This window comes from Hymenobacter sp. (assembly GCF_031398885.1).
In the GTDB taxonomy this organism is placed as follows: Bacteria; Bacteroidota; Bacteroidia; order Cytophagales; family Hymenobacteraceae; genus Hymenobacter.
Genome location: NZ_JANNOD010000065.1, coordinates 123,547 through 147,767 on the forward strand (window position 1 = coordinate 123,547; position 24,221 = coordinate 147,767).

Sequence of the window (24,221 nt, forward strand, 5' to 3'; positions counted from 1 at the left end):
TGAAGTGAAATTTTCGGCAAGAGCCATCCCAGCCCTGAATCATTTCAGGCGGATTTGCCGGGCCAGCACGATAAGTCCCATTCCCAGAATCAGGTAGCCCATCCGATGGCTCCAGATGCCGTAGCTCAAAACGAGGGCCCCCACCGTGCGAACCAGCAAGTTCACGGGTTTGGCTTGTTCCAACATCCAGCGGCCGAGAGGGGTTGTTGACAACTGGGGCAGGTCCTGGTTTCGAGCCAGGAAGCTGCCTAGAAACGACAGGCCAAAGACGGCTGCGGCTGCCCATAACGGATGATTGGTCCACAGCAATAACGCCCCCAGCAGGATGCCCAGGCAGTCCGCCACCAGCTTGGGGACATAGGCGTGTTGGAGCATCACCTTTTCCCAGAACGTGTACGGCATGCGGCTGGGATTAAGCAAATATATTGGGCTGATTGAGGGTCAACTCATCGGAAGTAAGCCCCAGGGGCTTGGCCAACAGGTTAAAGTAGTTTTCCGAGGCGTTGAGCCAGGTAATTTCCACGATGTCGCGCTCGGAATAATGACGCTGCAGCTCCGCGAAAACATCGTCGGAAGCGGTTTTGGTGAGCGTAACTTCCTCCAAGTAGGCCAGCAGCGCTTTTTCGGCGGCGGAGAAGCGGAGGCTCTGGCGGAAGTTGAACAGGTCGCGCAGCTTGGCCAGCTCCAGGTTTTCCTCCTGCGCCGCGTACTCCTGGGCGTTGCTGCAAAAGGCGCAGTGGTTGAGGTGCGAGACGTAGTAGCGAATCAGCACCCGGGTGACGGCTGGCAGCTTCAGCTTGCGCTCAGCCGACAGCATCTTCAATGATACTGACATCACCGGAGTGCTACGCGGGTAAATGTAGCGGAACGGGGCCAGCACCTTGCCGAATTTGCGGCGGGAGTACCAGTTCAGGGCCCTGAGCAGCAGCGAGGAAGGACGGTCGATGGCGGTGAGGCGAGGCATAGCGGCGGTTGATTCAACTTGCGTAACGTCCAGGAGTTGATTCTGCTTGACAACTATTTGTATTCCTTTCCATTAAGCACTATTTTTTTAATAGAAAGTGTATTTTTTATGTTAGTCAATGGGTTTTTTGAAAGTAAAATAAAGGAGGCTTCTTTGCCGACCTCAATTGTGCCAAAAACGTTAGAGATATTCAAGAACTGTGCAGCGTTCAACGTTGCAGACTTTAAAATTTCGTAATTTGGCATACCTGCCTCGCTCAAAAGCTGCAATTCTTGATGGAGTGAATACCCTGGCACTAATCCTGGTATGGTAGGAGCATCTGTTCCTGCTAAAATCACTATCCCTTTACTATCTAGTGCTTTAACCAGCTTCAATTGGTAGTCATATCCGTACTGTAAACGATTGATTGCTATAGTTTTATTAAACTTTTTAGGGACAAAGCTCTTTGTTGGCGACCAGTCCCAATGAGTTGCTATCGGGTGAGTTGGCCGCAAAGGAACTGAATTAGTATATTTTTGTATGTCTATAGCTGACTCTAAAATTGATTTAAAGGCAATTAATGTAGGAGAAACTAATTTTTTGTATTTAAAGACTGAGTCCGCTACTTGGTCAATATATTGTTCATTTGGTTTAACAGGGTGTGTAATTTCCCCCATAAAATAATTTATGGGGGGATTATATAAAAATTCCTCGGCATGAACAATCAACTCCACGTTGCTTTTTAGTGTTGCATACGTTCCAACTTTTTGAGGTATGTGACCTAGAACACGTAGATTGAAACTTTTGGCTTTTTCACTAAATTCATTGAATGCAGATTTAGATAGGTCAGAATACACTTTAATAAACTCATACCCTTTTAATTTGTAGTCTTTCATTATGCTGTCAGCCTGAACAGCCGTCATTAATGAGTCATTATTTCTAGGACTTGAACAATAAATATCGGGTCCATATAGTGATTTATTATTTTTCCGTTTTCTGTGCTCTAGGAGGCTGTCAGTACCATTTAAGGCGAGTACTTTTGTAACACCATATTTGAGATAAAGACTATCATACAGCCCAAACAATGACCGGTTACCGCCATAATGTACGTGACAATCAATCAAGCTTGGCATTAAATATTTCCCTGAACCATTGATTATGATATCTGATAATAACTTGAACTCAGCGTTTCTATCATGTTTTTCTATTTTCTCTATTTTTCCACCGATTATATATAAATCAATAGAGCGAATTATTGTGTCTTTATAAATGGGAATGATGGAAACGTTGGAAATAATCAAAGAATACTTTTTAATCTTGGCTTGTGAAGAAGCAATTGAAATACTCCCAATTAAGAGTAAGGCAAGCAAGACTGCTCTTAGGTGTAGCGGTTTCATGAATGGTGTGGGCATAGGGTTTGGGTAATCGGCTTTGCAAGGCTGCTTCTGCAGAAGCCCCAGTGATGTTCAACGTGGTATGGTTTTGCTTGATCGTTGATTCAGCTAATCTGCCGTTGGCGCTGCTACTGCTATTCTTGTTTGGTATTTTCGCCTAGCCGTATCGCAGTGCGTTTCGCCACAGTCTGCAAGCATTATTGCGGCAAGAGGTAGCATAACAAGGGCAGTTGGTGATTCTATACCAAGCTTTCTTTAACCGATGCTCGCTGTCATTGATAAAAGGTCCTAATGGCACGGCGGTGCGTTTAAGGCATAAGCAAGATGACGAGCTACTCACCGTCATTCTCGGAACACTAGCCTTGCTAGGGCGAAAACGACACCACGGCATTCGGCCCTGGTAGCTCCGCGTTGCGCAAGGCCTCAAGGTTAGTGTCGCGCTCGGCCCACTTTGCGGAGCCCATCTTTGTGATGTCGGTGTACTGGCCCAGTAAAGTGAACTGGGCAAATGCATAAGAACTACCCTCCGCTCCCAGCAGCGAGGACCCATCCGCCACGTGGAAGTGCAGGTGAGGACCGGTGGAGTCGCCGGTAAAGCCCAGGGCCGCCAGCACCTGCCCGCGCCGAACCTGGCTTCCTGGTTTCACCCGCAGGCTGCCTGGTCGCAGGTGCTCATAGAAGGCATAGCGGCCGTCGGCAAGTTGCAAGATGACGTAGTTACCCGCGCCCTCCCCGAGCGGATGCTTGGGGTTTTCGGCAATCGTTGGGCTTTCCACTGCATCATCGCGCGTGGCATACACCGTGGCATCGGCCACGGCCAGTACGTCGGCTCCGTAGCCCAGGGCCGCCGCGACGCGGTTGGCATTCCTCGTCGCCGTGCGGCCTCGCGCGTCAACCTTGACCCAATCGATGGCGAAGCGGCCGGGGATGCAGGCCTTGCCATCCGCGGTATAGACGACCCGGCGATGCCCGCGGGGCCATTCCGGGTGGTAAACCGCCGCCCACGGCCCGCCGCGCACCGGGGGGCCGAGCAGTAGTGCGGCTGCGGGCCCGACAGCGACGCGGGCTCCTGTTACGGTCAGCTTTGGCCTGGTTCCCGCAACGGAATAATCGACTGCGTGGAGCACCTGGGGCGGCGTCTCACCGGAACCATAGGGTACGTCGAGGTAGACGAGGGCCCGCGCACCGGGGGCAACGGCGATGCTAGGACGCTGAGGGGTAGCCAGAGCAGCGCGCACCACGCGGGCGCAACCAGCGAGTCGGGCTCCATCCAGGTGTTGCAATACTACCCCGCCCGCGCTCATCACCCGAACGGCCCGCAGCACCAGCGTGTCGGCGCTGAAGTTGGTGAGATGCAGCTCGTAGGCGAGGTACTGCTGGCCCTCCCGTCGCACCGGGGCCGGCACCGTGGGCACGGCCATTTCGAACGACTCCCGCAGCTGGGCTGCCGCTGCGGCAGGCACCGCCGGGGGCACAGTCTGAGCCAGCAGCAAGCCGGATGAGAAAAGACCGGCTACCCCGAGTATGAAAGCGCGTTCAGACATAATCAGAAACGTTTACTCGGTTGCTTTTGGCTTTTCATCCTGCTGTTGCAGGGTAGTCCCGCCCGTCGTGCTTGTTTTCACCACCCACCCCGGAGCCAATAGAAGAACGTACCCTTCGCCACTTATTTGCTGGCCGACAATAGCGGTGGGCGCGGGCACCGTCACCTTGTCCCAGGCGGCCCCCAGCAGCGCCCCGCCGCTCACGGTGAGGTTGCCCCACTTATCGGAAAGCTTTAGTTGCGGATACACCGTGCCGTCCGGCCCCAGGGGTTGCTGGTTGCGCGGGTCGAAGGAAATGTTCATTTGCAGCAGCGGTATCGTCAGGCAGGGGGTAAGAAGGAATTTTTGGCGGTAGGCGCTGATGCGGCGTTGCCGCTCGGCTTCCCGACGTCCTTCCGCGGCCTCGATGCGGGCGAGGCCATACGGACCGGCCGCGCGGACGGCGGCGGCTTTCCGATTGCCGGCGGGCGGCGCCACGTAGCCAAAAGCGGCCGTGAAAAGCCGCGTCAGGTCCGTACCGGCCTGCACGGCCCGGTGCCAGGCCGGCTGCTGGGTTTGGAGCAGGTAGCCATAGGCCGGCACCGTGCAGTAGGCGAAAGACCGCACGAACGTGGGGTTGCGGTAGAAGGTGTCAATGCCGCTAACCAAATGCGTGCTTTTGGCTGGGCCGTTTCTTTCGACCACCGCAAACCCGGTGTATTCCGCCAGCCCTTCGTTGAGTTCCAGCATATTCTCCTGAATTGCCGCGGCCGGGTACAGGCTACGCCGGTAGTCCCGAAACTGTAGCGCGTGGCGCACGTGGGCCCGTTGGACCTGGGAGGCTTGGGGTGCGCGCAAAGCAGCTTTCAGCGCTTCCAGTTCGAGCTTCAACCACACCCGCCCCTGCTGCTGGTCGAGGTGCTGGTTGTCGGCTTCGGGAAGCCCAGCAAAGCCCAAGGCCGGCTGCACCCGGTGAAAGAACTCGTGGAAAGCCAGGTGTTGCCGGGCTTGCGCATCTGATGGCAGCGGCCACAGCAGCATACTCCACCGCTTCCCCTGCCAGGTAACGGCGGTGTTGGCCAGCGCCAATTCGGCGGGCCACTGCCCGCGAAACAGGGAGCCTTCCGCGCGCAACCGGCCGGCCGAATCGGGTTCGTTGGCGTACAACTCCCGCGTGTCCGGCTTCACCAGCAGCACCGGCCCGTCAAGCGGCACGCCCCACATCCGGCCGGCTTCTACCCGGGCCTGGGCGCGAAACTCTTGCAGGTAGGTAGCCGCCAACGCTTGCTCCGGGGCAGCGGTAGGGCCGGGCAGCTGAGCGTGCGCCTGAAGCAGGCTCAGCGTTGCGGCTACCAGCAAACAGGCTCTGGGGCAGATGCGCATAGAAAATAGCAATGGATTTTCGACACCTGCCTTGAAAGGCAAGTCTTCAAAGTCAACTGTGCGAGCAGAATAGTTGCCTCAGTCCTCGGTACCATTAGCCAACCCGTTACCGCTGGGGGTCGGTGAAGTGAAAACACAGTCCGCCGGGAAATCCGTAGGCCGGCGTGCTAATCTACCCTCCAGACGCTTCGACGGGCGCCTGGGTGGCGGTCAGGTTATCGGCCCAGAGCACCACCGGCCAGCGGGGGTCGCACCTGCTTCCACGTAAAAGCCCCCGAAAGCTGCCTGTCCACAAAAGCCCCGAAGCGGGGCCATAATCTTGAAACGACCAGCCAAACGCACTCATGAAACCGCTTGGTCGCTGCCAGGTCGGCGGCCGGAAATTCGACGCGGAAAGCTGCGTTGTTGATTTTCTGGCTCACAGAAAGATAAATGGAGAGTTTTGTACTTCAACCCGTCTGACGCAAACCCTGCGTTAGCGATTCGTTGTTTTTCTGTCTGATGATAAGCGTCTGAAATTGGCAATGTCGCTTTTAAGCAAATTGTTATTATCAATTTGATTTAATGCTTCATCGCCTCTCTTAATCAATTGCTCGATTGTTGCGGTGTCGTCCATTTGATGAGCAATTTCTATTCTTAAAGTTATTATTTTAAACAAGGCTGTCATTTCATTCAGACCTGTTTCTTCGGCTAATACTTTATCTATAACGGTAATTGCGGCTACCAAGTCATCTTTGCCATGAGCTAGTCGGGCTGCAAGCTCATAGGCTTTGATTAAAGTTGAACCCCTTTGTGGCTTCTTACCATTTTCTTCAAATAGAACACTATCTATTTTAGGAATGGGTTGTCCGATACGCAAGTAATTTCCAGATGGGTCAACTATAATAAACTGTCTTACGCCAAAAATTGGCATATCCTTTAATTGATTGATTCTTGGAATTCCTTTAATTGGAATTTTTCCGAAAAGTTCTTTTAATCCTTCTTTGCACAGGTTGTAATAAACATCAATATCGTTCATAACTAAATAGCAGGAGCTGAAATTGGCATTAGGTTTTATCTGCTTCATTCCGAAAAAGTGAATTTCTACACCTGCAATTTTAAGTCCGATGTAGTTATTGGGTGCTTTTTGTTTATAGGTGATTTGAGAACCAATGGCCTGATAAAACTCCAAGGTCTCTTTGATGGAGCGACAAGGCAGAAGAGGTATTACAAAATTGTTTATGTCCTTCTTTTCCATTGTTTTGTTGCCCTACAATGGCCGCTAACTGCCTGATTGATTTTCTGGCCCATGAAGGCGAGAAGTACGAAGGCGATGGCGCAAGCAACTTACTTGTTACAGAGCCTCACGGGCTCAGGATGCGCCCAACTTAGGTACCGAAGGTACCAGGTCGTGCGGTTCCGCGCTAATGGATTGCGGGCTGGCAGTTGACCTCGCCAGCAGATAGCCCACGCCCGCCATTCCCAGCGCCAATACGGCGCTGGTCCATTCGGCCTCAATGAGCGGGTTGGCCAGCACGCGCGGGCCGTGCAGCCCCAGCACCCACAGGCTGAACATGAGGCCCAGCAGCCCCGCTCCCAGCCGCACGTAGCGGTTCAGCAGCAGGCTAAGGCCAGCGGCCAGGAACGCCGCGCCCACGAAATAGGCCCAAAACAAGCGCCCCGGAATCCAGGCCGGAATCAGGGTAGCCACGAATGGACCAAACAGCGCGTGCAACACCGCAAATACCAGCAGCGCCACGGCCACCAGCCGGCGGCCCAGCCGCGGGCGGCCCGCTAGCACCAGCGCCCCACCCAGCATGGCCACCAGCTCGAAGGTCGGCGTCCACTCCCTGGGGTTGAGGGGCGCAGCCAGCAGCTTAAATACGTGCGTGAGCAGCAGAACCGCCCCCAGTACGGCGACGGCCAGCCAGGCGGCCAGGCGCAACTGATAGCCGACGATAATGCCCGCCCCTGCCACTGCCAGCAGCGCCCCGGTGCCGTATACCAGTACCGGACCTAAGCCGGCCGGCGTGGGCAGCGGCATCAGGCCCTTCAGGGGTGCCCCCGTCAGCAGCAGCTCCAGCCCAAAAGCCAGTAGGGCGCTGCCGTAGATGATGCGTCCCGCTGTTTGCAATCGACTTTGGGTCGGTGAGGCGGTGAAGGCCGGCGCTACGAGAGACGCAGCAGGCTGGGAGTAGGTGGTGGTCGTATTCTGCTGCATGGCGGGGAACTAAGTAAGTTGGAGTTGGAGGCTACAAAACACGTTTCACGGAAAGCACGGCGCTGCTCAGCTCCCCGTCGGCCCGCCTGACGAGCAGGGTGAGGCGGTGGCCACCCGCTTTTTGGAGTAGCTCGCTGATTTGGGTGAGCGAGAGCGTGGCGGTGGGAATGAAGTTGATGAACAACACCTCGTCGTTGACCAGCAGGCCGGCGCTGTCGGCCGGGGAGCCCGCCTGCACCAGCGTAATTTGAAAACGCCGGAACTCCGGCCCGACGGCTACCAGCTCCATGCCCGAGGCGTCCTGCTCGAACGGGCGGCGGTAGAGGGTGCTGGGCTTGAGCAGCAGCCGGTTGTGCGGGTAGTCGATGACGGACACGAACCGGTTGAGCGCCTCGTAGCCCAGGCTGCCGTTGCGGAACCCATCGAAGGCGTGGGGTCGGGCGCGGCTGGTGTCGGGGAAGGAAGTAATGAGCGACGACAGGGCGTAGCAACCCAACTGCACGGTGGTGGTCCGGCCCAGGTAGCCCGTGATGACTCCGCTCAGGCCCCGGCCCAGCGAAGTCTTTACGCCCCGGCAGGGGTAGCGCAGGCCCGCCCCCGACTTGATATCCAGCGAGAGGGAATGCCCGGCACCGGTGTCGAGCAGCAGGCGCAGCGAGGTTGTTGTGGAGTCGTGCATCGTCACCTGCGCGGTGACGTAGGGCTTGCCGCCTTCCAAATCCAGCGGCAGCACCGTCCAGCGCCGGCCTTTGGGCGCTTTAAACCGGGAGGGCTCGTGCAACACCAAGTGCGCAGTGGCGGGATTGACGGTGACGACAAAGCTGCGGAACACGTCGGAGCCCAGAATGCCGTGGATGGGCAGGCCTACGTAGCCCGAAAAATCCAGGGTGTTGGGGCCCAGCATCAGAAACGATACGGCGGGCCCGACTACGCCGGGCAGTTCCACCCGCACGCTATCCACCTGAAAGGCCTCAATGGCTTCGCCCTCCCCCACGCCGGCCACCCGGTAGCGCTGGCCGGAGATTAGGTGCAGCGTGTCGCGCAGGCTAGAATTGAGCAGCAGCGAGACGTTCACGCCCGTATCGAGAATGAAGTTGTACGGCCCCAGCCCATTGAGCCGAGCGCTGACGATGATGAGGTTGCGCTGTGCCCGGTACGGCAGCTGCACTTGGGAGCGGCGGTGCGCTAACTGAAAAGCGACTCCTGCCACCGATTGCGCTGCCGCAGTTGAGGCAATGCTTGATAAGCTAAGCAGCACACCGGCGGCGAGACACTGCAGGTACCGCCGGGCAGTGAGAAGGCAAGTCATCGAGCCAGAAATTAAACCGATTTCAATAAAAAGCCCCGCTACCGCCCCCAGCGCAACTTCATAAACTGCCGAATACCTTTGAAGCTGCTCAGGAAGGCCAGGCGAACTTTAGTGGGGTTAAAATAGGCCACGCGCTCCACGGCGTACCCTTCCCGGAACAGAAACCGGTCGACGTTATGCCACCGGACGCGGCGCCCGCCGATGGTGGCCTCAAACGTCATCTCCACGAACAGCACCTCGCCCTGCGCGCTCCAGCGCAGCACCTGGCCGGTGAGGTCCGGCAGGGCCGCCAGGGTTTTGGCGAAGGCCTGCCGGCCGGCTTCCCGCCCAACTGTGGGCACGTAGCCAGGAGCTACCAGCCGGATATCAGCTCCAAAAATATCCATGATGCGGTCCAGCTGCTGTGCGGGGGCCGCCCACAACCCTGCGAAGGTGGCCACCCATTCGGCAATTGCTCCCCGGTGCCCCGACTCAGCACTGATGACGACTTCAGGTGTCGCAACGTGGGTATTCTGCGCTGGCATAAGAGGCCAAAAACGGGTGAATGGAGTGCTTTCCATAGGAATTTGTTGGATTACCGTGAATGCATGTCGGCGCTCCAGGGCATTCAGTCTTCCGTGCCGTCGTCCCACCACACGCCGTCGGCCGAAGTAGTGGCGGGCACGTTCTCGCGGTTGGAGTCCAGCTCGCTCTGGCCGTAGGGGTAGCGCCGCGGCGCCGGGCCCTCGGTGTTGCGCAGCGCGGGAAAGCCGGTGCGGCGGTAGTCGTTGTAGGCTTCAATAGCGCCGTAGATGTAGAAGCCCAGGTATTTCTGGGTGATGATGTTTTCCTGGGTCAGGGCGCTGGCTCCCGGCGACACGCTGGCCTGGGCCAGGTAGGTAATGGCGGCGGCGGCGGGCACGCCCTGGTTGGCCAGCGCGGCGCTCACGCCCGCCTGGTAGGCAGCGTAAGCGGCCGGGCCGCTACCTAGGCGCAGCTGGGCTTCGGCTTCGATGAATTTCTGCTCGGCAAACGTGAGCAGCGGCTGCGGCGCCGTGGCGCTGACCAGGTTGGTGGACGCCCGGGAATAAAGCGTGCCGGGCTGGTCGCTCTGGCTGCTGCCGTTGGGGGCCGGCACGCGGGTGCCGTCGGCCAAAGTGCCCGTGAGCAACTCGCGGCGCGGGTCGTTGAGGCCGGTCCAGATGTCGTAGATGGTGCGGCTCACGGCGAAGTGGCTGCGGTCGTTGCGCTCCTGAAACCACACGTTTTCGCCCGTGGCCAAGGTCGAGTAGGACCGGAAGGTGAAATCGTCGGCGGGCGAAGCCAGACCCTGGGCCAGCGCCGCCAGTGTCTTGGTGGCCGAGCCCTGCGGGTCGCGCTTGCTCAGGTGGTTGGCCAGCCGGGCTTGCAGGGCGTAGGCGAGTTTTTTCCACTTCGCGGGGTCGCCGCCGTAGTAGAAGTCGGCGTTGGCGGGCTGCAGCGTGGTCGGCTTGTCCAGGTCGGCCACGGCCTCGGTCAGCAGCCGGTCCATGTCCTGGTAGATGGACTGTTGCGTGTCGTAGGTGGGTTTGAGGTTGGCGATTCCTTGCGAGGCGGCCGTATTGGGCACCCGCCCGTACAGGTCGGTGGCGACGCTGAGCGTGTACACTTTCAGCACCTTGGCAATGCCCACGTAGCGCCAGGCGCCGGCTTCGCGGCCCGTGCTGCCCTGGCGGATAATGGTGTCCAGGTCCTTGAGCAGCGCCGCGTAGATGCCCACCCAGGTGTTGTTGGTCGCCGTGTTGTTGAACGAGCCGGGCACGCGCTTGTCCACTTGCTCGAACTGGGCGTGCACCCCGGCCGAGTGTTCCACGAACGTAGTGGCGAACCAGGCGGCTTCGTTGCCGTGGATGCCCACGGCCAGGCCGGCCTCGGCCGCGGGCAGCAGCTGGCGCACACCGGCCGTGAGCGGGTCATTGGGGTTGGTGTCGATTTCGTCGAGCTTGTCGTCGGAACAGCCGGGGGCGGCCAGCAGCAGGGCGGCCAACCCGGCCGCGAACAGGAAGCGGAAGGTATGCATGGGGAATGATGACGGAAGTGAGAGGTGGATGAAGGCCTGGGGCAGGCTGCGCTTAGAAGCTGGCCCGCAGGCCCACGCCGTAGCTGCGCGTCTGGGGCAGCGACACGTACTCCAGGCCTTGGAAATTGCCGGCCCCGCCCACGCTGGTTTCAGGGTCGAAGTTGGGGTAGTCGGTCCACAGGGCCAGGTTGCGGCCCGTGAGTGAGATGCTCAGCCCGCTCAGGTACTTGGTTTTGGTTACCAGGCTCTGGGGCAGCGCGTAGCTCAGGGCCACCTCGCGCAATCGCACGAAGTCGGTTTTGTACACGTGCGACTCCTCGATGACGTCGAGCACGTTGCTCCAATAAGTCTGGTCGCGCTTGATGACGATGTCGTTGGGCACGTAACCGGTCACGGCGCCACCGGCGTCGGTCACGGGCTTCACGCCCGGAAACACGTAGTCCGACTCCCGGTCCTCGGTCATTTTATCGATGCCGTAGAGCTTGGCCAGGCGCGTGTTGCCGGCATAGGCGCTGCCCCCGCGCCGAACGTCGACCTGCGCCGTCAAACTCAGGCCCTTGAAATTGAAGGTGTTGGTGATGCCCAGTTCGTACTTGGGCTGCACGTTGCCAATGGGACCGGCTTCGGCGGCCACTGTGGGGTAGCCGTCCTCGTCCACGATGATGTCGCCTCCCTCGGTGCGGGCGTAGCGCGTGCCGAAGATGATGGGGTATACCTGCCCGGCCTGGGCCCGCACGTTGGGCGTGGTGAAGCCCCCCAGGAAGATGTTGCTGACGCCCTCGGCCAGCTCTTTCACTTTGTTTTGATAGGTCGTGTAGTTGCCGGCCAGCGTCCAGGTGAAGGCGCTGGTTTTCACGGGCGTCAAACCCAGCGTCAGCTCCTGGCCGCGAGTTTCTAACTTCCCGGCGTTGATGAGGCGCGCCGTGTAGCCGGTGGTGGGGGCCATGGGCACCGGGAAAACCTGGCCCGAAGAGTTCTGGATGAAATAGGTGTAGTCCACCGTCACGCGGCTGTTCCAGAAGCGCAGGTCGGCCCCAAACTCCGTGGTGTTGGTGTTCTGCACCTTCAAATCCTCGGTCCGCAGCAAGTCGGTTTCGCTGAGCCCGCCCAGGCCCTGGTAGGGAAACAGGAAGCCGTCAATCAGGAAGCCGCCCGCGCCGGGGTTGGCCGGCACGAAAAAGTTGCGGGTGGAGTACGGGTCCTGGGGCTGCTGGCCCACCTCGGCGTAGGAAGCGCGCAGCTTGGCAAACGAGACGAGGTTTTCGGGCAGCTTCACGGCCTCGGTCAGCACGAAGCCCAGCCCCACCGACGGGTACAAAAAGGTGCGGTTGCCGCGCGGCAGGTTCGAGACGTAGTCCTGGCGCACCGAGCCGTTGAGGAACAGCATCTCCTTCCAGCCCAGGTTCACGTTGCCGTAGAAGCCGACCACCCGCGTGTTGCGAATGACTTCCGACGTGTTCTGCGACACGGTGTTGTCGATGTTGCGCAGGCCGGGGCTGGTCACGCCACGGCCGGTCAGGTTCAGCAGCCGGTTGCGGATGTCGTAGAGCTCGTTGCCCACCAGCGCGTTCACGCTGAAGTCTTCGGTCACGTTCTGGTCGAAGACCAGGCTCACGTTGGAGTTCACCTGGTTCTGGGTGATGGCGAAGTCGTTGACCTGCCCGCCCGAGGGCACGGCCGTGCGGCCGCCGGTGAAGCCCGAGCCCAGGTCGTAAAACTCCTTGCCCTGGGTGGTGAACTGGTCGGTGCCCAGCCGGTAGTTCAGCGTCAGGAACGAAACGGGCTGGTAGCTGAGGTTGGCGCTGCCGAACACGCGGTTGGTGCGCTCGTTGAAGTAGTTGTGCTTAAGGGACCAGCGGGGGTTGTCCATGGCCGCCCGGTAGTGAATCTGCACGTTGGGGTTGGCAGGGTCCTCGAACGGAATGCCCCATAAATCATAGCTGCGCGGCGCGTAGTAGGTCGTAAACAGCGGGTTCGACAGGTTGGAGCCGCCCGTAATCTTGTTCACATCGGTGTCGGCGTAGTTGGCCGTGGCCCCCAGCCGCAGCTTGGGGCTGATGACGAAATCGCCCGCCACCTTGGCGTTGTAGCGCCGCAGGCCGGTGGTGGGAATGATGCCCTTCTGGTCGGTGTAAGCCAGGCCCACCGCGTACGTACCGTAGTCGCCGCCGCCGGTCAGGTCCACGGCGTTGGTCACCGTGCGGCCGGTGCGGAAAAATGGCTCCACGTTATCGTAGGCCTTGCCCGGCACCAGCGGCTTGCCGCCCTTGTCGAGCACGGCGGGGTCCAGCGCGCTCAGCCGCGGCCCCCACGAAAGGGAGGTGTTCTGACTGAAGGCGCCCGCGCTGCCCTGGGCGTAGGTGCTCTGCAAGTCCGGCAGCACCGACACTTCATCGGCCTGGTAGTCGGAGCTGAAGCTCAGCTTGGGCTTGCTGCCGCCCTTGCCGCGCTTGGTGGTGATGACGACCACGCCGTTGGAGGCCCGCAGCCCGTACAGCGCCGAGGCCGCCCCGCCTTTCAGGATGCTGATGCTCTCAATATCGGCCGGGTTGATGTCCAGGGCCCGGCTGGAGGCGTCGGTGCCGCTCACCCCGCCCGTCATGCTCTGGTCGGCATTGCTTTCGATGGGCAGCCCGTCCACCACGTACAGCGGCTGGTTGTTACCGGTAAAGGAGCGAGAACCGCGAATCGTAATCTGCGACGACGCGCCCGGCATCCCGCTGCTCTGCCGCACGATAACCCCCGCCACCTTGCCCTGCAGGGCGTTGGTGACGTTGGGCTGCCCCGCCTGGGTCAGGGCTGGGCCCGCGACCTGTTGCACGGCGTAAGTGAGCGTTTTGGCCTCGCGCTCGATGCCGAAGGCCGTCACCACCACCTCGCTCAGCTGCTTACTGTCGGTGGCCAGGGCCACGTTGAGCTGGTTTTCGGGGCCGAGGACCTGCTCTATCGTAATGTAGCCGATGGAGCTGAACACCAGCGTGCCCCCGCCGTCCGGCACGGTCAGGGTGAACGAGCCATCGGAGTTGGTGCTAACGCCGGTGGCCGTGCCCTTGAGCAGGACCGTAACGCCCGGCAGGCCGTCGCCGGAGGCGCGGTCGGTGACGCGCCCGGCGAGGGCACGGGTTTGGGCGGCTGCTCCGTGCGCCAAGGTCAGCAGGCAAAGGAGCGCGAAGAGTATGAATTTCCTCATTGCAAGGGGGGGTTAATTGGTCAAACAAATCCTCTGACGGGGGCGGAACGCAGCGAATAAGCCCAAATAGAAGCCCAGCCGGAAGCAAATGCCACGGTTTTTATGTGGCCCGGTGGTTTGAATGCGCGAAGCGGGGGTATTGGCGAGCGAACCCGCTCGCAGCAGGGATTAAAGTGCGCACTCTGACGACCTTTTACCGGCCTGAGTGCGACCTCCATCCCCTAGCCGGCCTTATTGCTTGCGGTATTGGGTGGCGCTGAGGTGATTTTTGTGCTGAAATGCCGCGGCAAAGTGCTCGGGGCTGTTGAAGCCGGAAGCGTAGCACACGTCAGCAACCGTGAGTGCTGGTTGGCGGAGCAACTGCTCAGCGTGCGTCAGGCGCACCGTCAGCAGGTACTGGTGCGGGGAATAGCCCGTGCATTCCTTGAACAGCCGGCTCAGGTGAAACGGGCTAACGCAACAGTGACCAGCCAAATCAACCAGCGAAATATTCTCGTTAAACCGGCTATTCAGGTACAGCTTCGCCTGCTCGATGGTGGCCAGACGAAAAGATTTCACCGGCGGGGCGGTCAGCTCGGCCAGGGGACGGTTTTCCACGCGCTCAACCACTTGCCGAACCAGTTGAATAACCAGGCAATCCATCTCCAACTGACTGGCCTGTCTAAGGGTATGCACAATCTGATGGTGCAGGTAATCGATGGCCGGCGAGGTCGTGAGCGAGAGGGTGAGCAGGTTCGGATTGGCAAAAAACGAGGAGTGGCGTAGGCCGTATTCCTCAATGAACTGCTCGTAGAAGGCGGCGCTGAAGTTAAAAATTGAGCAGACCGCGGAAGTGGGGCGCAGCTTGTAGGCATAATCGGTCTTCTCCACCACTACGTGGCCAGTATACAGTTCATAGGGCTGGGCAGCCAACTCCACCGCCAGGCGGCCGCTGTGGACGAACAGCAGACAGAAGCAGTCGTTGTAGCCTTCGCCACGGCCACGCTGCGGGGTCAGGTTAATTTCCCAGCGCTTGATTTCGTAGAAATCCGACTGGAACAGGCGGCGGCTTTGCACCGGCCCGAAGCACTCGGACCCGGCTGATGGTTGGGTTGCACGCATACACTTTGGTCAAGGGTGCTGCCAGCAAATGAAGCATACCGCGCGGTGCAAACCCTGCGAAATCTTGCTGATTTTTGGCGCTACGTTGCACCTGGCACCGGCTGGGTCGGGGGTGTCGCGGGCGTGCTCAAGCGGATCCAGAGAAACAGGGCACTTTCAGCCGCTCACGACTATCCGCCCAGCGGCCCCATACCCTTGAAAGATTTGCAAACGGCCATGGCATGGCCGTGCCCCAGTTCGAAATCCTCTTCCAATCAAATCACTATCGGGCCTGCCTTGGCTCCTGAGCCGAGCAATTGCTTCCCCGCAGCCAATTGCCGGAAGTCGGTGGGCATTTTGCCAATTTTGGCTTTGAGCATTGTCAAAGTAAGCTCGAACCGACCAAGCTTTTACACTTGTCACGGAGTGGTTTACGAAAATTAGCTGGGGTAGAGACGCATAGTGCGTCTCTACCCCAGTTCAGGGCTCTGCTAAAGTTGACTCAAACAGCTGCTTAGACATCAGCCACCGCACAGTGAGGCTCCATGGCTAGCGCGCCATACCCGGCGCTGATGAAGGGCGGTATAGCCGCGCCGCCAGCGGCAATGGCCAGTTGCCGCTGCCATAAGTAGCGCAGCCCAAACAGCACCACCAGCATCACCAGCGCCGGTACCATGCCGAATAGGCCCATGCCGGCAAAAGCCGTGGAAGCCGCGGCCCCGATAAAGTCGATGGCGAAGCCCGCAAACGCCCATTCCTTCAGCGTGCGGTATTTGGGCTGTAACAGAGCCAGCGCGCCCAGAGCTTTGGCGGCACCCGTAATGGTCATGATGTAAACGGGGTAGCCAAGCTGGCGCATGTAGGCTTGGCCCGTCTTTTCCAGCAGCAGACCGGCGATGCCGTCGGCAAACATCATCAAGCAAAACAGAATGGTGAGGCCCCAATAGAGACGGGTGATGGTGGGTGGTTTCATGATAAATGGAGCTGAAGTAAAGAAGAAAACGTGGGGTGAAAAGTGTTTGGGCAGCGAAAAGCCACGGGTCATTGAAGGGGAATTTCGACGGCGTAGGAAGTAATTTCGACTATCTTGCCATCCGCAAATTCGTAGATGTCGCACGAGGCCACTTTGCTCAATTGCTGCTGCGGGTCAGTGTATTCGGCCAGGCTTTCCACAACCACATGCTGGTCGCCTGCAATCACCCGGCACTTCATAAAATTGACCTGCACGTCGGCCAGGTAGCGGACCGATTGCTGGCAAGTGTTGACCACATTCTCCTTTCCACTGATTACTTCACTGCCTACCATGTTCCAGCGAATGGCATCCGCCAGGTAGGGGCGCGTGGTTTCAAACTCGTGGCGCGAAAAGGCTTCGGCAAGTTGTTGGGGTGCTGCGTTCATGGGACTAGGGTGGGGGTTGGTGGAGAAAAAAATAAAGTAAAGCCGGGGGGGGTGACTTGCCTCGTGACGAAGCGTGGTTTTCCGCCCCGTTGATGCTAACAAATTTAGAGGTGCCAACCGTCCTTCAGCGGGTGCGATTGGGACCAGTTGCGGGGGAAATCATGACTTTTTAGCTCTTTATCAGCGCGTATGAAACATGTATCGATTCTGGTGCCGGCCGGCGACGTCGTGGTGGGCAGCATCGAGGGGCCGTACAAGGTCTTTCGGCAGGTCAACGAGATGCTAACCGGAATGGGATTGCCGGCCGCCTTCGCGGTGGAACTGGTGGGCCCGAACCGCTCGGCGGTGTTCAACGACGGGGTGTTCACCCTGCGCACCGACCGCACCATGGCCGAGGACTTCCGCACCGACCTGATTATCATTCCGGCCCCGCACGGCGACCTGCGCCAGGCCGTGGCCCTGAACGCCGACCTAGTGGCCTGGATACGCCAGCAGTATCACGGCGGGGCCGAAGTGGCCAGCCTGTGCATGGGGGCTTTTCTGCTCGCGGCCACGGGCCTAATCGACGGCCGCCGCTGCGCCACCCACTGGCTGGCGGCCAACGAGTTCCGGGCGCAGTTCCCGGCCGTGGAGCTGCTGGCCGACAAAATCATCACCGACGAGCAGGGCATCTACTCCAGCGGCGGGGCCTACTCCTACCTGAACCTGATTCTGTACCTGGTCGAGAAGCAAGTCAGCCGCGAGGTGGCGCTGTTCTGCGCCAAGGTGTTTCAAATCGACATCAGCCGGAGCAGCCAGTCGCCGTTCACCATTTTTCTGGGCCAGAAGGAACACGCCGACGAACCCATTCTCAAGGTGCAGAAGTACATCGAAGCCAATTACCCCCGGAAGCTCACCGTGGAGGAGCTGGCGGCCATGTCGTTTCTGGGGCGGCGCCACTTTGAGCGGCGCTTCAAAAAAGCCACCTTCAACTCCGTGCTCGAATACATCCAGCGCGTGCGCATCGAGGCCGCGAAAGCCGGGCTGGAGAAAGCCGGCGAGAACGTGAGCGAGGTGATGTACGCCGTCGGCTATTCCGACACCAAGGCGTTTCGGATGGTCTTCAAGAACATCACCGGCCTGTCGCCGGCCGAGTACCGCAATCGCTACCACAAAGTACCGATGGCGGCGTAGCCCCGGTCTTATGATTCAAGAAACACCACATCACTATTTTTTGCAGCTTCTTTGAAGCCAATGCCTTGGCGGAAAGCAACTGTGCTCACCAGAATATAGCCAGCCAGTTGGCTACGTCCGATTCACCAGTCGCAATAGGATAAGATACCGTTTGATACTGATTTTTTGCGTACTCAAACGAGAAGGCGAAGAACAGGCAGGTGGCGCGTCCTGCAAACCGTGACTTGTCTATTTGTATGGGTCGTCTCAGGAAACGGAAAACATAGCACGTCATGCGCGGTGGTGCTATCTTCTGACTACCTACAACGCCTATGGATTCTTTTCGCGCCGCGCTCCCTGTTCCGCTCACTCCGGCCCATTGGCAGCTGCTGCGGGCCATCCTCCTGCCGGTAGCTTTTTCAAAAGGCGGCCAGGTTTTGCGTCCCGGCCAACGGTGCGACCGCATCTACTTTATCCGGCACGGGTTGTTGCGGCACTACTTGCTACACGAGGGAAAGGAAATCAATACGCACTTTGCCTTGCCCGGCACCTTTACGACGGACTTTGCCAGCTTGGCGAGCCAACAGCCCACTACGCTATACCTGGAAGCGATGGAACCAACGGCGTTGTGGGTGCTGCGCCGCGCCGATATGCTGGGCCTCTATGAGCGGGCCGCTGAATTACAGGCCATTGGCCGGGGGCTGATGGAACAGCTGCTCGCACAGCAGCAAGTTCGCCTAGAACTGCTCTTGCGGGGCTCGGCGGCCGAGCGCTACCGCTACGTGCAGCTACGGCAGCCGGAGTTATTGCGAGCCGTTCCCTTGCGGCAACTGGCTTCCTACCTAGGCGTGAGCCGGGAAACCGTGAGTCGGGTGCGAAGTGTTTGATGGCCGCACCATTATGTGACAAATATCACCGTCATCCCGCGCTTATCGCGGCCAATTTTGCGGCTCACCAGCCTTGTTCGTTATGAGCCCTGTCGCCCAATTAGTGCAGGAATACATCGAAGTAATTTGGAATCAACAGCGATTCGACCAGTTGCCCCGCCTACTGCACCCTGATTACCACGACCACTCCCTACCACCAGCCCTGCCAACCACGGCGGCCGGAACCGAAGCTTGGGTACGGGGTACGAGTGCGTCGTTTGAGCACCGCACAACCATCGACGAGCAAGTGAGCGAGGGCGAAAAAACGATGCTCAAAATTCGGATGCACCTCACCCACATCGGCGAGTGGCGGGGCATTGCGGCCACCGGCCGCACCGTGGAAGCGGTTGGCTACCGCTATTTCCGACTCGAAGACGGCAAAATCCGGGAGCACTGGACTTTGCTGGATGGCAACGCTATTGAGAATCAATTGACCGTTGCCGAACAGGGGTGCAAAATTCAAGAATGAGTGGAAAATCCAGTCATTTAACACCGGGGCCCACTGGACCAACAACCGATCAGGCGCTTAACGTGCTACGCTCTCAGTTTCTGAGCGCATCTCAAATAGCAACCACAACCGACTGTTTATCATGCCAATGCAACGAATTAGGACCTGTCCGGCCGGATGAGGCGAATGGGGCGCGGGGCTGGAATAGGTTTGTGGCATCAACCATCCTTTTCCTTCTCATGTCGAAGACCTTATCCTTATGTATGTGGCTGCTGCTGCTATGGCCCGGAACCGCGCGGGCGCAGGCCCCGCCCAGCCGCTGGGGCATTTCCCTGGCGTACTTCGGCGAGTTCGTAACGCACCCCGGGGTGACCATCAGCGCCGAGCGGTATTTGTTCAACAACGGTACCTACCAGGTATTTGTGGGGGCCCAGGCCGGGGGCTACGTGCACCGGCGCAACCACACCGGCCTGTTTGTCGGGCTGGAAACCGGCCACCGCATTACTATGAAGTCGGGCTTGTTCTTTGACCAGCACCTGGGCCTGGGCTACCTGCACACCTTTTTGAACGGCGGCGACGTGTTCGAGGCGGACGCGCTGCGCGGGGCCTACGAGGTGAAGGACGGGGGGCGCGGGCACGTGATGCCCTCGGTGAGCGTGGGCACGGGCTGGACGTTCCGCGACGGCGCGGGCCAGCCCCGGTGGAGCGTGTTTGCCCGGCCGGTGGTGTTCTGGCAGTACCCGTTCAACAACTACGCGCTGGTGCACCCGGCGCTGCAGGCCGGGGCCACCTACTTGCTGCCCGCCCGATGAGCACCCGCGCCCACCTCCTCGTTTGGCTCAGCCTGTTGCTGCTGCCGGCCGGCTGCCAGAAGCACGAGTACTTCACCGACGGCGACTACTTCTTTCTACGCCACAAAGGGGCCGACATGCCCATCTGGGTGCGCGGCAACCAGGCTTCGCGGGTGTTCGTGCTGTACCTGCACGGCGGGCCGGGCAACGGCTCCATCATCGACGCGGCCTCGGCGGCGCACCGGGCCTTGCAGCAGCGCTACGCGCTGGTGTACTGGGACCAGCGGGCCTCGGGCCTCTCGGAAGGAAACTCCGACCCGAGTACGCTCACGGTGCCGCAGTTCGTGGAAGACCTGGACCGGGTGGTGGACCTGCTGAACACCCGCTACCACAACCCCACCATTTTCCTGCTGGGCCACAGCTGGGGCGGGGCCCTGGGCACGGCCTACCTGCTCGACCCCGGGCGGCAGCAGCGCGTTCGGGGCTGGATTGGCATGGACACGGGCCACAACTGGGCCCGCGCCAACGTGCTGGGCGCGCAGTTTGTCACGGACTACGCGGCCCAGGCCATTGCCCGCGGCGAGCAGGTAGACTTCTGGCAAAAAGCCGCGCCCTGGTACGCCGCGCATCCCATCACCGAAGAAAACCTGCCGGTGCATACCTACCTGCTCGGCAAGGCCCACGGCTACTTCCACAACCCCGACTTCGACCCGCTGAAAACGCTGGATTTTAACGAGCTGGTATTTTTCTCGCCCCTGTCGGTAGCGGGTCTATTCAACTTTGTGTATACGGAGGGGCAACTGAAGTTCACGGACCTCAATTTCACGCCCGACCTGCCGCGCATCACGTTGCCCACGCTCCTGCTGTGGGGCCGCCACGACGGCATCTTCCCGGTGCCGCTGGCCCAGGAGGCGTATGACGCATTGGGGACGCCGCCGGCACAAAAGTCACTGGTCTACTTCGAGGACTCCGCCCACAGCCCGTTTCTGGAGGAACCCGACAAGCTCGTGGCCGCCGTCACCGGTTTTGTGGAACGCTACCGCTGAATGATGCTCACCGCTTTGCGTTTTGTCAGCTTGTTTCTGATGGGCCTGGATGTGGGGCTTTCTTTCTCGCACGTGTTGCAGTGGCCCATCAAAGTCCGCTACGGGCCGGCGCTTTACGTGGCAGTCCAACAGTCGCTCTACAGCAACTACGGCCCGGCTGCCTCGGCGTACGAGCTGGCGGCGATGGCGGCCGCGCTGGCGTGGCTGTGGCTGGTGCGGCACCGGCCCCGGGAGTTTGGCCGCACGCGGCTGGGCGTGCTCTGCATCGGGGCCATGCTGGCGGTGTTTTTGCTGCGCATCCGGCCCCTCAACGCCCAGCAAGCGGCGTGGACGGTGCGCCGGCTGCCCGCCAATTGGCACGTGGTGCGCGACCAGTGGCAGCTTTGGCACGCCATCCGGGTGGGCGTGGCCGCGCTGGGATGGGCGGCCCTGCTGGCCGCCGCCCTGGGACGGGAGCCAAGCCGGCGAGCGGCGGCGGCAGCGAATTAAACCAGTCCCTCCACTCCCTCCCCGCGCCGGTCCAGCTCGTCCGGGAGAGGCTGCTTTTTGTAGGCGGAGGGCGTGCTGCCCGTGTTTTTTTTGAACGCGGCATTGAACGCGGCTTTGGAGCGAAAGCCGGCCTCCAGCGCCAGGGCCAGCAACGTCAAGTGGCGCTTGGCCGGGTTCCTCATTTCCCGCTTCACCTCGGCCACCCGGTAGTGGTTGACAAAATCGAAGAAATTGGTTTCCATCACCTGGTTCAGCAGCTGTGAAAGGTGGTGCGTCGAGATGCCCACGCCATCGGCTACCTGCTTCGCCGTCAGGCCCTCCTGCTGGTAGAGGTGGTCGGCTTCCATCAGCTTCCGGAGCTGGGTCCGGTACGTGGCGGCCTGCTCATGCACAAAATCCGACCGCCCGTACTTGCCGCGCACCGGGGCCGCGGCGGGCGGAGGGTTGCTTTCGGACCCGGCCAGTGCCTCCGGCCCCACTTCCGGCATTTCGGCTTCGACGCGGGCCGGTGGCTGGGCCGCCGGCTGCTTCGCCGCTTCGAACAGCTGCGGCTCCCGGATGCGCCGGTAGGCCACGTAGTACACGGCCGCCGCCAGCAGCGGCCCGAACAAGGCCCCGGCCCGATGCACGCCCCAGGCCAGATTGAGCACGGCAAAAGCCAGCCAGATGGCGGCCGTGCCCACCACCAGGTTCCGCAGCCAGGTGAGCTGCCGGCGCTCCAGGTCAGAAAAGTAATTGCGCAGGTGCTGGTCGTGGCGGCGGATGAGCAGCAGGACGGCCGCCGCGTAGGCGAAGAATTGCAGCAGCGGAAGCTGCGCCCAGATGTCGAGGTGGGCGTGCTCGTGGTGCCGGGCCGCGAAGCCGGCCTTGGCTTCCGCACTGCGCAGGTAAAAAGGCAGCAATGCCAGTTGATAAGCCGCAAAGGGCAGAAAATGAAATAGGTGACGCAGTTGCCAACGCCCGTCTTGCCCGACCACGGCCCGCACGTAGAGGTAGAGCAGCGGCCCCACCAGTAGCGGCAGGACCGAGCCGCCCACCAGCAAGTCGGGGTAGCGCTCCAGGAGGCCGGCATCGTGGAGTGCCACCCAGCCCAGCAGCAGGCTAACGGCCAGCAGCAGCGCCGCCAGCAGGGCGTTGGCGTAGGTGCGGCCCATGCGCAGCAGCAACAGCCCGAGAAACAGCCCCTGCGCGGCGCCTATCCACTCAGCGTAAGATAAAAGAGTGGCCGTTGGCTGCATTGGAGGTTGTAAGTGGCATAGACCCTGAAGAAACCCAAGCGTCTGTTACAGCAACTGATACCGCACGGCCTCCTATGCAGAGCCTTGAGCCGGCCCGACCCTGGCCGTTGCAAAAGAGGTAAATGCTTCCGCTGGAGGGTCCTTCTAAACAATCAGAATTTATAACGTGACTTTGACCGGCCGTACGTCGTGGTGAAACGTAATTGCTGGCCAAAGCACTGGGAAAACGCAACGAAACCAGCCTCATATGCGAACTTTACTGCTGATACTTTTCCTACTGGCGTCGGCCATTTCCACTGGCTTGGCCCAAACGCCCCGCATGAAAGCTCAACTCACCACGCGCAAAACGCTCAACCTGGTCGTCGCCAGGACCATTACGGAAGCGGCCGAAGCAGAGGCGCGGCGCAACGGCTGGGCCGTTTCCATCGCCGTAGTGGATGAGGCAGGTCGCTTGCTGCATTTTGCGCGAATGGATGGCACCCCCAACGCCAGCGTGGAAGTGGCGCAGGGCAAAGCGGTGCACGCCGTCAACTACCGCCGCGACACCCGGTTCCACCAGGAGCTGCTGGAAAAAGGCAACAACGCGGTGCTGGGCCTGCCCCATTCGCTGCCCATTGAAGGGGGCGTGCTGCTGCTGGCCGACGGCGAGGTAGTGGGAGCCATTGGCGTGTCCGGGGCCCAATCGCCCCAGGACGGGCAAGTTGCGCGGGCGGGAGCTGCTGTTTTATTGAAGTAACTGATGGCGGCAGAAGCTCTTCATCACGTGACTTGCCGGCATGAAAATCATTACCTGGAACTGCAACATGGCCTTCCGCCGCAAAGCCGCCGCCATCCTGGCCGAGCGGCCCGACGTGCTGATTGTGCCCGAGTGCGAGCACCCCGATAAGCTGCGATTCGACGCTTCGGTGCCACCTGCCACCAGCGTGGTGTGGCAAGGCACCAACCCTAACAAAGGCCTGGGCGTGTTTTCCTACGGGTCCTACTCGCTGCGCTTGCTTGACCTGCACAACCTCGCGTTTCGGACCGTGCTGCCGCTGCAGGTGAATGGCCCGGTGGGCTCATTTACGCTGCTGGCCATCTGGGCCAATCACCCGGCCGACCGGGACGGCGCTTACGTCACCCAAATCTGGAAGGCGCTCCAGCACTACCCGGCCAGCCTGCTGGCCGCGCCGGTAGTACTGGCCGGCGACTTCAACAGCAACGCCATCTGGGACCGGCCCCGGCGGGTCGGCAACCACTCGGATGTGGTGCGGCACCTGGCCGAGCGCGGCATTCACAGCGCGTACCACCGCCACTACCAGCAACTCCACGGCCAGGAGCAGCACCCCACCTGGTACATGTACCGGCACGCCGACAAGCCCTACCACTTGGACTACTGCTTTGCCTCGCAGGCGCTGCTGGACCAGCTGCAACACGTGGAGATTTGTGACCCCGACAAGTGGCTGCGGCACAGTGACCATGTGCCAGTGATGGTGTCTTTTGCAGATATATTGAGTAGCTGAATGCTTGCTCCACCACCCTCACTTGCTTCGATTTCAGCGAAAGCGACAGCTACCCTGGTTTTGGGTAACCCGGTGGTTTGGCTACGCGAAGCGAGGGATATTTGCTGATGAAGCCAATGACAAGGCGGCTCGGATGGCCCCTAGGAGTACCCTTTTCTGGTTTGCGGAGGT

At 60.1% G+C, this 24,221-nt stretch carries 23 protein-coding genes; 8 read left to right on the forward strand and 15 right to left on the reverse strand.

Annotation, left to right across the window (positions count from 1 at the left end):
- Nucleotides 1-39 precede the first annotated feature (39 nt).
- The 14 genes from RMO51_RS13965 to RMO51_RS14030 form a co-directional block, all read right to left on the reverse strand.
- Nucleotides 40-402 carry a hypothetical protein gene (locus RMO51_RS13965; protein WP_310395583.1) on the reverse strand — a complete coding sequence of 121 codons (363 nt, stop codon included), beginning with the start codon at nucleotides 400-402 and terminating at the stop codon, nucleotides 40-42.
- 10 nt (nucleotides 403-412) lie between these two features.
- On the reverse strand, nucleotides 413-964 hold the full coding sequence (locus RMO51_RS13970; protein WP_310395584.1) for a carboxymuconolactone decarboxylase family protein: 552 nt from the start codon (nucleotides 962-964) through the stop codon (nucleotides 413-415).
- Nucleotides 965-1,017: 53 nt separating this feature from the next.
- Entirely contained in the window at nucleotides 1,018-2,355 is a 1,338-nt protein-coding gene (locus tag RMO51_RS13975; RefSeq protein ID WP_310395586.1) for an amidohydrolase family protein, read from the reverse strand.
- 347 nt (nucleotides 2,356-2,702) lie between these two features.
- Nucleotides 2,703-3,830, reverse strand: coding sequence for a M23 family metallopeptidase (locus RMO51_RS13980; protein ID WP_310395588.1), 1,128 nt, complete (start codon nucleotides 3,828-3,830; stop codon nucleotides 2,703-2,705).
- 63 nt (nucleotides 3,831-3,893) lie between these two features.
- Nucleotides 3,894-5,219, reverse strand: coding sequence for a hypothetical protein (locus RMO51_RS13985; RefSeq protein WP_310395589.1), 1,326 nt, complete (start codon nucleotides 5,217-5,219; stop codon nucleotides 3,894-3,896).
- A 499-nt stretch (nucleotides 5,220-5,718) separates the two neighbouring features.
- Complete coding sequence (locus RMO51_RS13990) at nucleotides 5,719-6,480, reverse strand: hypothetical protein (protein ID WP_310395591.1); 762 nt, start codon at nucleotides 6,478-6,480, stop codon at nucleotides 5,719-5,721.
- A gap of 114 nt (nucleotides 6,481-6,594) precedes the next feature.
- Nucleotides 6,595-7,443 (reverse strand): hypothetical protein, encoded by an 849-nt coding sequence (locus RMO51_RS13995; protein WP_310395593.1) that lies wholly within the window; start codon nucleotides 7,441-7,443, stop codon nucleotides 6,595-6,597.
- A 31-nt stretch (nucleotides 7,444-7,474) separates the two neighbouring features.
- Nucleotides 7,475-8,611, reverse strand: a complete 1,137-nt coding sequence (locus tag RMO51_RS14000; RefSeq protein ID WP_310395594.1) for an aspartyl protease family protein — start codon at nucleotides 8,609-8,611, stop codon at nucleotides 7,475-7,477.
- 179 nt (nucleotides 8,612-8,790) lie between these two features.
- Nucleotides 8,791-9,276 carry a nuclear transport factor 2 family protein gene (locus RMO51_RS14005; protein ID WP_310395596.1) on the reverse strand — a complete coding sequence of 162 codons (486 nt, stop codon included), beginning with the start codon at nucleotides 9,274-9,276 and terminating at the stop codon, nucleotides 8,791-8,793.
- A gap of 83 nt (nucleotides 9,277-9,359) precedes the next feature.
- Nucleotides 9,360-10,790 (reverse strand): SusD/RagB family nutrient-binding outer membrane lipoprotein, encoded by a 1,431-nt coding sequence (locus tag RMO51_RS14010; protein ID WP_310395597.1) that lies wholly within the window; start codon nucleotides 10,788-10,790, stop codon nucleotides 9,360-9,362.
- A gap of 52 nt (nucleotides 10,791-10,842) precedes the next feature.
- A complete protein-coding gene (locus tag RMO51_RS14015) occupies nucleotides 10,843-13,980 on the reverse strand; it encodes a SusC/RagA family TonB-linked outer membrane protein (RefSeq protein WP_310395599.1) in 3,138 nt (1,045 codons plus the stop codon).
- A gap of 231 nt (nucleotides 13,981-14,211) precedes the next feature.
- Nucleotides 14,212-15,081, reverse strand: a complete 870-nt coding sequence (locus RMO51_RS14020) for an AraC family transcriptional regulator (RefSeq protein WP_310395600.1) — start codon at nucleotides 15,079-15,081, stop codon at nucleotides 14,212-14,214.
- 493 nt (nucleotides 15,082-15,574) lie between these two features.
- Nucleotides 15,575-16,033: a DoxX family protein gene (locus tag RMO51_RS14025; protein WP_310395601.1), complete on the reverse strand. Its 459-nt coding sequence runs from the start codon at nucleotides 16,031-16,033 to the stop codon at nucleotides 15,575-15,577.
- A gap of 68 nt (nucleotides 16,034-16,101) precedes the next feature.
- A complete protein-coding gene (locus RMO51_RS14030) occupies nucleotides 16,102-16,458 on the reverse strand; it encodes a nuclear transport factor 2 family protein (protein ID WP_310395603.1) in 357 nt (118 codons plus the stop codon).
- A 189-nt stretch (nucleotides 16,459-16,647) separates the two neighbouring features.
- On the opposite strand from RMO51_RS14030, the gene RMO51_RS14035 reads away from it, so the two are divergent.
- The 6 genes from RMO51_RS14035 (at nucleotide 16,648) to RMO51_RS14060 (ending at nucleotide 21,310) form a co-directional block, all read left to right on the forward strand.
- Nucleotides 16,648-17,631: a helix-turn-helix domain-containing protein gene (locus RMO51_RS14035; RefSeq protein ID WP_310395605.1), complete on the forward strand. Its 984-nt coding sequence runs from the start codon at nucleotides 16,648-16,650 to the stop codon at nucleotides 17,629-17,631.
- Between the two features lie 311 nt (nucleotides 17,632-17,942).
- Nucleotides 17,943-18,497 (forward strand): Crp/Fnr family transcriptional regulator, encoded by a 555-nt coding sequence (locus RMO51_RS14040; RefSeq protein ID WP_310395607.1) that lies wholly within the window; start codon nucleotides 17,943-17,945, stop codon nucleotides 18,495-18,497.
- Between the two features lie 82 nt (nucleotides 18,498-18,579).
- Complete coding sequence (locus RMO51_RS14045; RefSeq protein ID WP_310395609.1) at nucleotides 18,580-19,005, forward strand: ester cyclase; 426 nt, start codon at nucleotides 18,580-18,582, stop codon at nucleotides 19,003-19,005.
- Nucleotides 19,006-19,223: 218 nt separating this feature from the next.
- Nucleotides 19,224-19,796: a hypothetical protein gene (locus RMO51_RS14050; protein ID WP_310395610.1), complete on the forward strand. Its 573-nt coding sequence runs from the start codon at nucleotides 19,224-19,226 to the stop codon at nucleotides 19,794-19,796.
- Entirely contained in the window at nucleotides 19,793-20,821 is a 1,029-nt protein-coding gene (locus tag RMO51_RS14055) for an alpha/beta hydrolase (RefSeq protein WP_310395612.1), read from the forward strand. The genes RMO51_RS14050 and RMO51_RS14055 overlap by 4 nt, the downstream gene beginning before the upstream one ends.
- A 3-nt stretch (nucleotides 20,822-20,824) precedes the next feature.
- Nucleotides 20,825-21,310: a hypothetical protein gene (locus RMO51_RS14060; protein WP_310395613.1), complete on the forward strand. Its 486-nt coding sequence runs from the start codon at nucleotides 20,825-20,827 to the stop codon at nucleotides 21,308-21,310.
- On the opposite strand, the gene RMO51_RS14065 is transcribed toward RMO51_RS14060, so the two are convergent.
- Nucleotides 21,307-22,548, reverse strand: coding sequence for a helix-turn-helix domain-containing protein (locus tag RMO51_RS14065; RefSeq protein ID WP_310395614.1), 1,242 nt, complete (start codon nucleotides 22,546-22,548; stop codon nucleotides 21,307-21,309). The two genes, RMO51_RS14060 and RMO51_RS14065, sit on opposite strands and share 4 nt — an antisense overlap.
- Before the next feature lie 319 nt (nucleotides 22,549-22,867).
- Between RMO51_RS14065 and RMO51_RS14070 the strand changes: the two genes are divergently transcribed.
- Both RMO51_RS14070 and RMO51_RS14075 read left to right on the forward strand, forming a co-directional pair.
- Entirely contained in the window at nucleotides 22,868-23,284 is a 417-nt protein-coding gene (locus RMO51_RS14070) for a heme-binding protein (RefSeq protein WP_310395616.1), read from the forward strand.
- 40 nt (nucleotides 23,285-23,324) lie between these two features.
- Nucleotides 23,325-24,050 carry an endonuclease/exonuclease/phosphatase family protein gene (locus RMO51_RS14075; RefSeq protein ID WP_310395618.1) on the forward strand — a complete coding sequence of 242 codons (726 nt, stop codon included), beginning with the start codon at nucleotides 23,325-23,327 and terminating at the stop codon, nucleotides 24,048-24,050.
- Nucleotides 24,051-24,221: the final 171 nt, after the last annotated feature.

Excerpts from the sequence above, each read along its gene's own strand:
- RMO51_RS13965 (WP_310395583.1), bottom strand. The coding sequence starts at position 402 with ATGCCGTACACGTTCTGGGAAAAGGTGATGCTCCAACACGCCTATGTC.
- RMO51_RS13970 (WP_310395584.1), bottom strand. The coding sequence starts at position 964 with ATGCCTCGCCTCACCGCCATCGACCGTCCTTCCTCGCTGCTGCTCAGG.
- RMO51_RS13975 (WP_310395586.1), bottom strand. The coding sequence starts at position 2,355 with ATGCCCACACCATTCATGAAACCGCTACACCTAAGAGCAGTCTTGCTT.
- RMO51_RS13990 (WP_310395591.1), bottom strand. The coding sequence starts at position 6,480 with ATGGAAAAGAAGGACATAAACAATTTTGTAATACCTCTTCTGCCTTGT.
- RMO51_RS13995 (WP_310395593.1), bottom strand. The coding sequence starts at position 7,443 with ATGCAGCAGAATACGACCACCACCTACTCCCAGCCTGCTGCGTCTCTC.
- RMO51_RS14005 (WP_310395596.1), bottom strand. The coding sequence starts at position 9,276 with ATGCCAGCGCAGAATACCCACGTTGCGACACCTGAAGTCGTCATCAGT.
- RMO51_RS14010 (WP_310395597.1), bottom strand. The coding sequence starts at position 10,790 with ATGCATACCTTCCGCTTCCTGTTCGCGGCCGGGTTGGCCGCCCTGCTG.
- RMO51_RS14015 (WP_310395599.1), bottom strand. The coding sequence starts at position 13,980 with ATGAGGAAATTCATACTCTTCGCGCTCCTTTGCCTGCTGACCTTGGCG.
- RMO51_RS14020 (WP_310395600.1), bottom strand. The coding sequence starts at position 15,081 with ATGCGTGCAACCCAACCATCAGCCGGGTCCGAGTGCTTCGGGCCGGTG.
- RMO51_RS14025 (WP_310395601.1), bottom strand. The coding sequence starts at position 16,033 with ATGAAACCACCCACCATCACCCGTCTCTATTGGGGCCTCACCATTCTG.
- RMO51_RS14030 (WP_310395603.1), bottom strand. The coding sequence starts at position 16,458 with ATGAACGCAGCACCCCAACAACTTGCCGAAGCCTTTTCGCGCCACGAG.
- RMO51_RS14035 (WP_310395605.1), top strand. The coding sequence starts at position 16,648 with ATGAAACATGTATCGATTCTGGTGCCGGCCGGCGACGTCGTGGTGGGC.
- RMO51_RS14040 (WP_310395607.1), top strand. The coding sequence starts at position 17,943 with ATGGATTCTTTTCGCGCCGCGCTCCCTGTTCCGCTCACTCCGGCCCAT.
- RMO51_RS14045 (WP_310395609.1), top strand. The coding sequence starts at position 18,580 with ATGAGCCCTGTCGCCCAATTAGTGCAGGAATACATCGAAGTAATTTGG.
- RMO51_RS14050 (WP_310395610.1), top strand. The coding sequence starts at position 19,224 with ATGTCGAAGACCTTATCCTTATGTATGTGGCTGCTGCTGCTATGGCCC.
- RMO51_RS14055 (WP_310395612.1), top strand. The coding sequence starts at position 19,793 with ATGAGCACCCGCGCCCACCTCCTCGTTTGGCTCAGCCTGTTGCTGCTG.
- RMO51_RS14060 (WP_310395613.1), top strand. The coding sequence starts at position 20,825 with ATGCTCACCGCTTTGCGTTTTGTCAGCTTGTTTCTGATGGGCCTGGAT.
- RMO51_RS14065 (WP_310395614.1), bottom strand. The coding sequence starts at position 22,548 with ATGCAGCCAACGGCCACTCTTTTATCTTACGCTGAGTGGATAGGCGCC.
- RMO51_RS14070 (WP_310395616.1), top strand. The coding sequence starts at position 22,868 with ATGAAAGCTCAACTCACCACGCGCAAAACGCTCAACCTGGTCGTCGCC.
- RMO51_RS14075 (WP_310395618.1), top strand. The coding sequence starts at position 23,325 with ATGAAAATCATTACCTGGAACTGCAACATGGCCTTCCGCCGCAAAGCC.